Source organism: Luteolibacter rhizosphaerae, assembly GCF_025950095.1.
Taxonomy (GTDB): domain Bacteria; phylum Verrucomicrobiota; class Verrucomicrobiia; order Verrucomicrobiales; family Akkermansiaceae; genus Haloferula; species Haloferula rhizosphaerae.
The window spans coordinates 118282-129870 of the sequence record NZ_JAPDDR010000008.1 but is presented as its reverse complement, the minus strand read 5'-3'; the positions used below and the strand labels follow the sequence as shown (position 1 = coordinate 129870).

10 protein-coding genes are annotated in these 11589 nt (G+C 62.6%); 8 read left to right on the top strand and 2 right to left on the bottom strand.

Annotated elements, in window-relative coordinates; translation table 11 throughout:
- The first annotated feature begins 19 nt into the window (after positions 1-19).
- Positions 20-1708 carry a DUF4407 domain-containing protein gene (locus tag OJ996_RS16030; RefSeq protein ID WP_264514637.1) on the top strand — a complete coding sequence of 563 codons (1689 nt, stop codon included), beginning with the start codon at positions 20-22 and terminating at the stop codon, positions 1706-1708.
- Positions 1709-1792: 84 nt separating this feature from the next.
- On the opposite strand, the gene OJ996_RS16025 is transcribed toward OJ996_RS16030, so the two are convergent.
- A complete protein-coding gene (locus OJ996_RS16025) occupies positions 1793-2761 on the bottom strand; it encodes a glycoside hydrolase family 43 protein (RefSeq protein WP_264514636.1) in 969 nt (322 codons plus the stop codon).
- A gap of 111 nt (positions 2762-2872) precedes the next feature.
- Here OJ996_RS16025 and OJ996_RS16020 point away from each other — a divergent pair, with 111 nt between their 5' ends.
- Both OJ996_RS16020 and OJ996_RS16015 read left to right on the top strand, forming a co-directional pair.
- Entirely contained in the window at positions 2873-4273 is a 1401-nt protein-coding gene (locus OJ996_RS16020) for an SLC13 family permease (protein WP_264514635.1), read from the top strand.
- Between the two features lie 10 nt (positions 4274-4283).
- Positions 4284-4907: a TVP38/TMEM64 family protein gene (locus tag OJ996_RS16015; protein WP_264514634.1), complete on the top strand. Its 624-nt coding sequence runs from the start codon at positions 4284-4286 to the stop codon at positions 4905-4907.
- Positions 4908-4917: 10 nt separating this feature from the next.
- On the opposite strand, the gene OJ996_RS16010 is transcribed toward OJ996_RS16015, so the two are convergent.
- Entirely contained in the window at positions 4918-6375 is a 1458-nt protein-coding gene (locus OJ996_RS16010; RefSeq protein WP_264514633.1) for a DHA2 family efflux MFS transporter permease subunit, read from the bottom strand.
- 64 nt (positions 6376-6439) lie between these two features.
- On the opposite strand from OJ996_RS16010, the gene OJ996_RS16005 reads away from it, so the two are divergent.
- The 5 genes from OJ996_RS16005 (at position 6440) to OJ996_RS15985 (ending at position 11541) form a co-directional block, all read left to right on the top strand.
- Positions 6440-7273 (top strand): hypothetical protein, encoded by an 834-nt coding sequence (locus OJ996_RS16005; RefSeq protein ID WP_264514632.1) that lies wholly within the window; start codon positions 6440-6442, stop codon positions 7271-7273.
- 57 nt (positions 7274-7330) lie between these two features.
- Positions 7331-8551 carry an aminotransferase class V-fold PLP-dependent enzyme gene (locus OJ996_RS16000; protein WP_264514631.1) on the top strand — a complete coding sequence of 407 codons (1221 nt, stop codon included), beginning with the start codon at positions 7331-7333 and terminating at the stop codon, positions 8549-8551.
- 61 nt (positions 8552-8612) lie between these two features.
- On the top strand, positions 8613-10142 hold the full coding sequence (locus OJ996_RS15995; RefSeq protein WP_264514630.1) for a lysyl oxidase family protein: 1530 nt from the start codon (positions 8613-8615) through the stop codon (positions 10140-10142).
- 48 nt (positions 10143-10190) lie between these two features.
- Complete coding sequence (locus tag OJ996_RS15990; RefSeq protein ID WP_264514629.1) at positions 10191-10607, top strand: SufE family protein; 417 nt, start codon at positions 10191-10193, stop codon at positions 10605-10607.
- A gap of 124 nt (positions 10608-10731) precedes the next feature.
- Positions 10732-11541, top strand: coding sequence for a TerC family protein (locus tag OJ996_RS15985; RefSeq protein WP_345783792.1), 810 nt, complete (start codon positions 10732-10734; stop codon positions 11539-11541).
- The last annotated feature ends 48 nt before the right edge of the window (positions 11542-11589 follow it).

The window sequence follows — 11589 nt, the reverse complement described above, 5'->3', positions numbered from 1 at the left end:
TCTTCAGGTTCGCTTTCCCATGAATAAGTCCAATCCTTTCAAGCGCCTCTTCTTCTGGCTCTCGGGTGCAGGCACGGAAACTCTCGAACAGTGCCCGAATTGGGAGCAGCGAAAGTATGTCGCCTTCGGTGCCACGGTTCTGGTGCCCTGCGCCTTCGCCTTCATCGCGTGCTCCTACGCGTTGTCCACCCTCACCGACAACCCGCGTGTGATCTATCCGGTGGCGGCGGTCTGGGCCTTCATCATTCTCACGATCGACCGCGCCCTGCTGGCAGGCTACCGGCCCTTCTTGTCCTGGTGGCGGAAGCTCTCCCAATTCTCGTTGCGTTTGGTCGTCGCAATCCTGATGGGCCTGACCATCGCCCACCCGCTGGTGCTGCTGCTCTTCCGCGACACGATCCAGACGGTGGTCGAGGAGGACCGCTCGAAGGAGATTGCGACCGAGCGCGAGAAGTTCGCGGTGACGAAGGAAGCGGCGCGCGGCGAAGTCACAAAGCTGGAGGAAACAATCGAAGCCCAGCGCGAGAAGCGCAAGGAAACCTTCCAAGCGAAGTTCATCATCCAGGACCGCGAGGACGCCCAAGCGGCAATCCCGGGTCTGACGCCCGAACAACAGGCCGAGTTGAAGACGGCCACCGATGAGGCGACCAAGCCTTTCCGCGACCGCCTCGACATCGTGAACACGCAGGCCGATGAACTGAGCCCGCAGTATACGAAGCTCCAATCCGAACTTGGTTTCTGGCAGGCGGAATTCGAGCGCGAGCTGAACGGCCAGCGCTCCGGCATGCGCGGTGAGGGACCACGCGCCCGCTCGATCCGGGCCGACCAGCTCGAGCCGCGCCGCCAGGAATCCCAGCGGATCGGCGGACTGCTCGAGCACCTCAGCGCGGAGAAGGCGACCCTGCAGACCCAGGTTCGCGAGGCCGAGAAGGGCGCGATCGCCACCTTCGAGGCGAAGCTTTCCGAGATCGCCGCAGCCAACAAGGCGGAGGAGGATCGCGTGGCGGCCCTCAAGCGCAAGGTCGAGGAAAGCCAGGCCGACTCCTTCACCGAGCAGCAGAATTCGCTGCGCTCCTCGATCGACCAACAGATCGAGATCCGCCTCGCCGAACTGAAGCGCGCCCAAGACGAACTCGGTGCCGTGGCCGCCGATGAGCGGGCCCGAATCGAGGCGATCCAAGCCGAGCCGCGGAAGGACATCCTGACCCAGACGCTGGCTCTGCATGGTCTTTTCAAGGCAGGCAGCGAGGGTGGCCAGTTCGCCTTCGCCACCTACGTCGTGCTGACCCTGCTCTTCATGCTGGTGGACACGATTCCGCTGATCGTGAAGTTCTTCACCAAGCCAGGCCCCTACGATACCCTGCTGGACCGCGACGAGATCACCTACGATGCCGAGCACAAGGCCTTCCGCACCAGCCACCAGCGCTACATGGAGAAGGTGGCCGCCGGCAACCTCTTCGCGGTCACGCGGAACAAGCGTCTGGAGAATGCCCTCGTCGATGGCGTGGAGCACTCCCGCGCCGCGCAGGAGTTCCTCGATTCCCTGATCCAGATGGAAAAGTCCTTCGCCGAGAAGATCCGTCTGGAGCAGGAAGAAGCACGCCACGCCGGGCCGGAGAAGCTGGCCGCTTTGGAAGCGATCAAGAAGCGCTTCTACGAGGACATGCAGCACCGCATGGAGGTCTTCTTCGCCGGGCAATCGGCGTAGGGCTGCGCAATGACGGATTCAGAATTTCCGAATGTCGAATGCCTCAAAGGCGGCTTCATTTGTCATTCGGAAATACCTCATTCGTCATTTCTCTCCTGAGGGCACTGCAACCTCAGCCTCCAGAGGCAGCGGCACGATCTTCTTGGGAAAGCCGTCGCCATCCCACTCCAGCTTTTGCACCCGGGTGCTGCGGCCGCGGTAGGTGTATTCCTTCACGGTCTTGCCGTGGTAGGCGATCCAGTCCTCCTTGCCATCGGGCGACTTGAAGAAGGAGTGGTGGCCTGGACCGAAGACCTCTCCGGCATCATTCCGCTCCAGCAGGGGCTCCGGCTCCTGGGTCCATGAGGCTGGCTTCATCGGATCCTTATCCTCCGGCATCCAGAGGTAGCCGACCTTGTAGTCCGGCTTGCCGGTATCGCAGGCGGAATAGGTGAGGAAGAGGTTCTTTCCATGCTTCAGGATGTACGGACCCTCCCGTACTTCCTCGCAGCCGAAGCCGGAGGCGGGGATCAGGACGCGCTCTCCTTCCAGGGTGAAGGGGTCCTTCATGCGCGACATGAAGATGCGGTGCCCGGGATGACCGGCCCACATGAAGTAGTATTTGCCGCCATGCTCGAAGACGCTGCCGTCGATGGCGTAGAACTCGTTCTTCGGGTCCGTCTTGATGAGCTTCGCCTCGCCATAGGGACCGGTGATGCTGTGGGTCTTACTCTCCGCCACATACATCCGGTGGTCGACGTCCTCGCCATCGGTCTTGGTGAAGTAGCAGAACCAGCGCTTGCCCAGGCGGGTGGGCAGATAGTGGAACTCCGCGGCCCAGACGCCTTTCCCCCGCTCCCACACCGTCACCGGCTTGGCATCCTTGAGCCCGGCGATGGTCTTGGCCGACCAGAGCTTCACCCGGTCACCTTGAGTCGTGGCCAGATGATATTTGCCCTCGGCATAGCCGATCCACGGATCCGCCGATGGATTGATCGGATTGCGAAAGGTGTCGGACGCCTCGCCCTGTGACAGGAAACCCAAGGCGACGAGGACAGGCAGGCGATGCTTCACGGCGCGACCCTAAACGCCTTGGCGGACATTGTCCCGCGCTTGATCCTGTTTCCTTACATGCACGCCGCAAGCTTGCCCTCCCCCGCCGATCGGCTCCAACTAGCTGCCTAAATGGAGGAAACCCGTGAACCATCCCCGGACGAGCGCCCCTTCTTCCGCCGCCGTGAAACCTGGCTGATCTTGCTAAGCTTCGCGCTGATTCCCCTGCCCTTCATCATCCCTTTTGATCCGGGTGCAGGTCTCGATCCGGGTAAAATCCGTCTCGGTCTGGGGATCTTCCTTTGTATCGGTTTACTTTGGATCAGCGAGGCGCTGCCACTGGCAGCCACCGCCCTGCTGGTGCCCATCCTCGCCACGATCTGCGGGCTGATGGACATGAAGTCGGCTTTGGCCGGATTTGCCGATCCCCTGATCTTCCTGTTTTTCGGCGGCTTCGCCCTGGCATCGGCCATGTCCGCCCAAGGCTTGGACCAATGGATCGCCAACCAGCTCCTGCTGCGAGGCAAAGGCAGCTTCATGCGGGTTTCCTGGTTGGTCTTCGGCACCACCACCTTCCTCTCGATGTGGATGAGCAACACCGCCACCACGGCCCTGATGATCCCGCTGGTGATCGGCATCCTGCGCAAGCTGCCGGAGGGCGAAGGAAGCGACCGCAACGCAATCTACCTTTTGCTAGGTACTGCCTACGCTTCCAGCATCGGTGGATTGGGTACCGTGGTGGGGACTCCGCCGAACGGGATTGCCGCCAAGCAACTCGGCATCGGCTTTCTTGAATGGCTGCGCTTCGGGCTGCCATCCATGTTCCTGCTTTTCTTCCTGATGGTGCTGGCCCTGCGACTGGCGTGCCGACCCACGGTGGCAAGCTTCCCCCTACCGAAGATCGACCACTTCAAGTGGAGCGCGACCAAAGCGGCGACCATCGCGATCTTCACCATCACCGGAGTGCTATGGATCTGCGGTGAATGGCTCGGGAAAATGCTCGGGATCACGGCTGCGACCGATTCCCTGATCGCCCTGCTCGCGGTGATGGCGCTCGTGATCTTCCGCACCGTTACATGGAGGCAGATCGAGCGCGGCACCGAGTGGGGAGTCTTGCTGCTTTTCGGCGGAGGTATCGCCCTGAGCACCGTGCTGGACAAGACGGGCGCGAGCTTGTTCATGGCCCGCGAGATCGTGGCAATGGTCCACGATTGGCCCTTGGCCTTGCTGATCGCCGCCTCGCTGCTCTTCGTGATCCTGCTCGGGGAGTTCTCCAGCAATACCGCCACTGCCGCGCTGATGGTGCCGATCTTCCACTCGATCGGACTGGAGCTTGGCATCGCTCCGGCCAAGCTGGTGATCCCCATCGCCATCGCATCATCCTGCGGCTCCATGCTCCCGGTGGCGACTCCGCCGAATGCGATCGTCTTTGCAACGGGACGCATTCCCCAGCGCCAGATGATCAAGACGGGGATGCTGCTCGATTTCCTCTGCCTGCTCGGAGTGACCTTGCTGGCCTGGTGGATCTTCTAACAATACCGCCATGCGCCTGCTGCTCTGGTTCATCGCCGTCTCCGCCCTCGTGATCGCGGTGTGGCTGCTCTGGGGCGGGCATTGGGAGCAGCATTTCACCCTCACCGGAGCCGCGGAGTGGATGAAGCAAGCCGGCCCTTGGGCATGGGCGGCGGGCATGGGTCTGCTGGCGGCGGACCTGGTGCTCCCGATTCCCGGGACGGTCGTTATGTCCGCGCTCGGGCTGGTGTATGGGGCTCTGCTCGGTGGATTCTTCGCGGCGGCGGGATCGATTCTCGCTGGCCTCTGCGGTTACGGGCTCGGCCGTTTGATCGGTGAGAAGGCCGCCCGGAAGCTGCTGGGCGACCGCGACTTCGAACGGGGACGGCTGCTATTCTCCCGCGGTGGTGGCTGGGTGGTCGCTCTTTCACGCGCGATCCCCATTCTTCCCGAGGCATTGTCATGCACGGCCGGACTGGTGCGCATGCCCTTCCACCGCTTTCTTGCCGCGCTGGCTTGCGGCAGCATCCCGGTGGGCTTCCTCTTCGCGTGGATCGGTGCCGTCGGCCGCGATGCCCCGGGATGGGCGATCGCTTTCAGCATTGGCGTGCCAGCCCTGTTGTGGCTCGGAGCGCGCCGAATCAAATGGGACTGAAACGAGGGACTCAGGCTTCCACCACTTCCTTGATTTGCCCGTGGCCGCTGACGTTATCACCATCGGCGCGCCTGAGGGTGAGGAACATCGCAGAACTCGCGACCGTCACTCCGCCTAACAGCAGATAGGCCTTGTGCAAGGCCGGGACCAATTGCGCCGGATTCGTGCGATCGATTCCGCCGAGGAACCACGCAGTGACCAGCGAGGCGAAGGCGATGCCAAAGCTGATCGCAAGCTGTTGTCCGGTGCTGGCCACGGTGCTGGCATCGCTCGCTTGCTCGTCCGTGGTATCGGCATAGGCCAGCGAGTTCATCGCGGTGAATTGCAAAGCCGACACGCTGCCTTGCAGGATGCTGAAGATGAGGATCACCCAGACCGGCGTTCCGGGCCCGACCTGCGAGAAGGCGGCGATCATCAGGCCGATCAAGACCGTATTGCATAGCAACACGCGCTTATGTCCGAAATGTCCCATGATCCGCTGCACCGCCAGCTTCATGCCGATCGCCGCCAGCGCCTGCGGCATCACCAGCAGCCCGGCTTGCCAGGGCGAGAAGCCCATCCCGAGCTGATAGAGCAGCGGCAGGAGGAAAGGCATCCCACTGATCCCCAAACGGGTCAGGAAACCGCCGACGACCGAAACCCGGAAGGTGCGGACTCTAAATAGATCCACCGGCAACAAGGGATTTGCCGACTTCCGCGCATGAACGAAATAGGCGCCGATGAGCCCCAGCGAGATGGCGGCCAGTCCGGCGACCCAGCCGGTTTCCATGCGATGCTCGCCGAAGATCTCCAGAACCCAGGAGAGCAGGGCGATCCCCGCTCCGAAGAGAATGAAGCCCCGTGCGTCCAAAGGATCCGCCACCGCGCCGCGGTGATCCGGCATGTGCTTCTTCACCAGCCAGAGCCCGAGAAGGCCGATCGGGATATTGATCAGGAAAATCACCCGCCACGGCAGCCAATGAACGATAAGGCCCCCGGTAAGCGGGCCCAAAAGGGGCCCGAGGAGCGCGGGGATGATCACGAAATTCATCGCCCGCAGGATCCCGGATTTCGGGAATGTCTTCAGCAGCGCGATCCGGCCCACCGGCATCATGAAGGCCGCTCCGATCCCTTGCAGCACGCGCGAGGCGACGAGCATCGGCAGATTCACCGACAGGCCGCAGGCGAGGGAGCCGAGAGTGAAAACCGCCACCGCGAAGGCGAAAACCCGCTTGGTCCCGAACTTATCCGCCAGCCAGCCGCTCAGGGGAATCAGCACCGCTATGGCGATAGTGTAGCTAGTCAGAACCGATTTCAGCGCCAGCGAGGCCACGCCGAGCGATTCGGCCATGGTCGGCACCGCGGTGTTCACGATCGTGCCGTCGAGCTGCTGCATGAACAGGGCCACCGCCACTACCCAAGGGAGATAGCGCCGGGTTTTCTCCAAGTCGGATTCGGCGACGGGAGGGGAAACCGGATGCTCGCTCATGCAGGAGTGCCGCCAGCCTAGCCCCGGACCAGCGCCGGACAACCCCCGATCCGCCATCCCCCTTGTGCCTTGCCAGCCGCTGGCCGAGGGGCTTTCCTCCGGCGTGCGCTGGCTTGATGCATTGGAAAGACGGATGGAGTGGCTCTCGTTTCCGGGGCTCTTCAAATACCTGACCTTCCTCGGGGTCATCGCCTACGCCTGCCAATGGGCGCGGCCGGAGATCGGCCACATCCTCGAGTTCGATCGGGCCGCGGTTTTCGAAGACAAGGAGATCTGGCGGATTTTCACCTTTATCTTCGCCCCGATGGGGATGAGGTCCTTCTCTGCGCCCGGGGCGCTGTTCCTGTTCTTCGCCGTAATGATCTCCTTCATGATCAGCGACTCGCTCGAACAGGCATGGGGACCGAAGCGCACCACGCTCTACATCGTCGCCGCAATCCTCGGGATGATGATTTTCCAGCTGGCAATTGGTCCCGAAGCGAAAGGAGGCGGAAGTTTTCTCTATTCCTCCCTCTTCTTCGCCTTTGCCACCCTTTTCCCGAAGGTGGAGTTCGTCCTCTTTTTCCTGATTCCCGTGCAGGTCCGCTTCCTGGCGATGATCAGCGCGGTGCTGATGGCGATCAGTTGCGTGATGTGGCCGCCACTCCTGTGGCTCGTGGTCCCGGCCATGCTGCCATACTGCCTCTGGGTCCTGCCGGACGTGGCCCGCGGCAGAAAGTCCTTGGTCCAAGCTGCCCAGCGCCGGCGCAAATTCACCGTCGCGAAGGGCCCCTCCGCCGAACCCTTCCATGTCTGCGAGATCTGCCGCCGCACCGAGCATGATCCCGCGGACCTTCAGTTCTTCGTCACTCCGGACGGCAAGGAGTATTGCTCCGAGCACCTTCCGCCGCAGTCCTGAGCCCCGCGCGGACATTTCGCGTGCATCCTGCCTTTCCCTCGCTTCCCTTGCCTCCACATGGCTCTTGATTCCGCCGCCATTCGCGCCGAGTTCCCTTGCCTCCACCAATCGGTGAACGGCCGCCCGCTCGTTTACCTCGACAATGCGGCGACCGCCCAGAAGCCGCGTGCCGTTCTCGATGCCTCCCGGCGCTACTACGAGGAGATCAATGCGAACATCCACCGCGGCACCCACCACCTCGCCCGGGCCGCGACCTCCGCTCACGAAGCGGCGCGTGAGACGATCGCACGCTACCTCAACGCAACCGATCCCGCGGAGGTGATCTTCACCTCGGGAACCACCGACGGCATCAATCTGGTAGCCTCCGTAATCGGGCTCGGCGGGATCCTCGCGCCGGGCGACGAGGTGTTGATTTCCACGCTGGAGCACCACTCGAACATCGTGCCATGGCAGATGCTCTGCGAGCGCACGGGTGCCATGCTGAAGGTGATTCCCTGCCACGAAGATGGCTCGCTGGATCAAGAGGCCTTCCGCACGTTGTTGACCGACCGGACGAAAATCGCCGCTTTCACTTGGATCTCGAACGCCTTCGGCACGGTCAATCCGGTCCGCGAAATGATCGCCGCCGCGAAGAGCGCGGGAGCCTTGGTCCTGATCGATGCGGCCCAGGCAGCACCGCACCTGACAATCGATGTGCAGGCTCTCGGAGCCGACTTCGTGGCCCTGTCCGGTCACAAGGCCTATGCGCCCACCGGGATCGGCCTGCTGTGGGGCAAGCGCGCGGTCCTTGATGCACTCCCGCCGTGGCGCGGAGGTGGCGAAATGATCAAGGAAGTGACTTTCGCGAAGACCACCTACAACGAGCTGCCCTTCAAGTATGAGGCCGGCACGCCGAACATCGAGGGGGCAATCGCTCTCGCCGCCGCCTTCGAGTTCATGGAGTCGGTCGGGCTTGAGGTGATCGGCGAGCACGAAACGAAGCTGATCCGCCGCGCGGCCGAGGGTCTCTCGGCGCTTTCCGGCGTGCGCCTGTATGGCCCGGATGACCGTGCTGGAGCTCTTTCCTTCGGCATCGAGGGTGTGCATCACTACGACTTGGGAACTCTGATCGACCAGATGGGGGTAGCAGTCCGCACCGGACACCATTGCTGCCAGCCGCTGATGGCTCGCTTCGGAATCACCGGGACAACCCGCGCCTCCTTCGCCGTTTACAACACGGAAGCGGAGGTGGACGCGCTGGTGACTGCCGTGGACAAGGCACTCTCGATGCTTCGCTGACCGCGATTTTCGGTAGAACTTCGGCTTTTTCTTTTCGGTGGGTCTGGAAGACTCCGCCGCCATGAGAGCAGTCTTTCCCCTCCTGCTGAGCATCCTGGCGGCGCTTCCAGCGCAGGCGCATTTCGAGGTCACTCCCTTTCCGAAGATCGTCCAATCCGGCGTGCCGATCGGCGGATTGATCTCCTCGGACCCGCATGCCTTCGTCGTCTACAAGGTGATCGTGCCGCCCTCTACGGCACGGATGATCGTTACCACCAGCAGCGGGGCGGGTAATGTAGACCTCTTTGTCCGCCGGGGAGTTTATCCGACCTATAACGGCGAGGCGACCGACTACGCCTCCACCTATCCGGGGACGCGCCAGCAGATCCGGGTCCCGGCCGCCGAGGCCGGGGTGTGGTATATCGGCATTCAAGCGGATGGCGGCTATGCGGGCGTCCAGCTCACGGTTCAGACCACCTTGGAAAAAGGCGCGCTGCTCCAGCCGACCTTCACCCCGGTGCCGGGAGTTTATCCCGGACCGATCAGCGCCCAGATCAAAACCAAGACGAAGAAGGCGAGCACTCGCTTCACCACCGATGGCGATGATCCCGATGCCGGATCGCCGCTGGCCAACACCACGATCAGCCTGACGGAGGATACCACGCTCAAGGCCCGCTCCTACAGCACGAGCGGCCAAGAAGGCCCGATCGGAGAAGCAAGCTACCAGATCCGTCCGGCGGGCGATATCATCGATCTGGTCAATGTGGGCACGATCTCCCACCTCGCCGCGATCAAGGGTCAGCGACATCTCTTCCGCGTAACCGTGGGTGCCGGCGAGCGGCTGGCAATCCAGTCTGAAGGCGGCAAGGGCAAGTCGTCGCTAGCAGTCCTATTCGGGCAAGCTCCGCCGACTGGCAAGCCGGTGCGCGGTGAGGCCACAGTCCGTGGCACGAACCGGGTGGTGATCCCGGAAACCCAAGCGGGCGACTACTACATCGCGCTGGATGCCACCGCTACCTTCTCCGGTCGCTCGCTCATGGCGGCGGTCGCTGGCGACGGTCCGGATCTCATGCCGTGGGGACCGGCGCTGAATCCCTACGTGAGCAACGAGGAATTCGACCCCACCTCCTGCGAAGTGCAGGAAGGCCTGATCGGGGCGGGACCGCGGCGCCTGCTGCGCTACAACACCGAGGTGCGGAACGTGGGTGCGCAGGATATGGTCATGCCTGATCCGGAGGGGAATCCCTTCTTTGAATATCACTCCTGCCACGGGCACTACCACTTCAAGGGATTCGCCGGATCCCGCCTGTTGGATATGGCGGGCAACGAACTGCGCACGAGCCGAAAGGTCAGTTTTTGTCTGCTCGACAACATTCGTTGGGAGCGGGGTGCCCGGACCACCCGCCGCTACAACTGCGGCACTCAAGGGATCCAGGCAGGCTGGGGTGATGTCTACGACAGCGGATTGCCGGGACAGTGGATCGAGATCGATAACCTGGCGGCGGGGAACTACCAGTTGGAGCTGACGGTGAACCCGGACGGGATCCTGCCCGAGACGAACTACGACAACAACGTGGTGACGATCCCGGTGACGATTCCGCCAGGGGAGTAGGACTTTCCGCGTGCAATCGCGGCCCGCCCGCCCTTCCTTGGAGCCGCGATGAGCATCGCCGACAAACAGCAGGAGATCCTTGAGGAACTGTCCTTTTTCCCGGACTGGCAGGAGCGCTATGAATACGTCATCGGGCTGGGCAGGAAGCTGCCGCCGATGGCGGAGGAGGCGAAGACCGAGGACCGGCTGATCAAGGGCTGCCAGTCGCAGGTCTGGCTGGATGCCCACAAGGAGGGCGACAAGGTCCGCTACTTGGCCGACTCCGACTCCGTGATCACCAAAGGGATGATCGCTCTTTTCGTCCGCGTTCTGGACGGCGAGGCCCCGGACGAGATCTTGTCCGCCGACATGTCTTTCATCGACAAGACCGGGCTGAAAGAGCACCTGGCCCCCACCCGGGCCAATGCCCTGAACCTGATGGCGACCCAGATGAAGCAGCGGGCGCTGGAGCTCTCCGGGAGCTGATTTGTAGGGGGATCCCTTACATGATCTTGCGCGGGGCGCTTCAAGCGACTATGTCCCGCGCGACATGCTTGAGATCATCTCCTCACTCGGTGCGGGCGCCCAGTTTCTGGCCGCCGCGGTTTCCATGCCGGAAATCTCCGGCCCGTGGTACACCAGTGCGGATGCATGGGTGGCTCTCTTCACGCTGACACTGCTGGAGATCGTCCTCGGCATCGACAACATCGTCTTCATCTCGATCCTAGTGGATCGTTTGCCGCTGGAGCAGCGCAAGAAAGCGCGCCTCATCGGTTTGGGCCTGGCGATGGGCATGCGCCTGCTGCTGCTCTTCACGCTGACTTGGATCATGGGTCTGGTGCAGCCGCTGTTCAGCATCCCGATCCATCCAGCGATCCAAGAGACCCTTTTCGGCAAGCCCGGCGAAAGCGAGACGGCGACCGCCTTGGTGGCGGCCTCCGGCATGCTAGGCATCTCGCTGAAGGATCTCATTCTGCTAGGGGGCGGCTTCTTCCTGATCTGGAAGTCCACCAAAGAGATTCACCACAAACTGGAAGGGCACGAAGAAAGCCAGTCCGCGAAGGCGGTGGCCAGCTTCGGCGCGGTGCTCGTCCAGATCGCGATGATCGATGTCATCTTCTCGCTGGACTCCGTGATCACCGCGGTGGGCATGGCCAAGGACATCACGGTCATGGCGCTGGCCGTGATCATCTCGGTGGGGGTGATGATGGTCTCCTCCGGCGCGATCAGCGACTTCGTCTCCCGTCACCCCTCGGTCAAGATGCTGGCGCTTTCCTTCCTGATCCTGATCGGCACCGCATTGATGGCGGAGGGTCTGCACTTCCACATCCCGAAGGGCTACATCTACTTCGCCATGGCCTTCTCGCTGGGCGTGGAGATGCTGAACCTGAAGCTGCGCTCGAAGGCTCCGGCGGTTTGAGGATCAGCGGCCAATTGGGAAATCAGGACAGGATTCCAGATCCTTTCC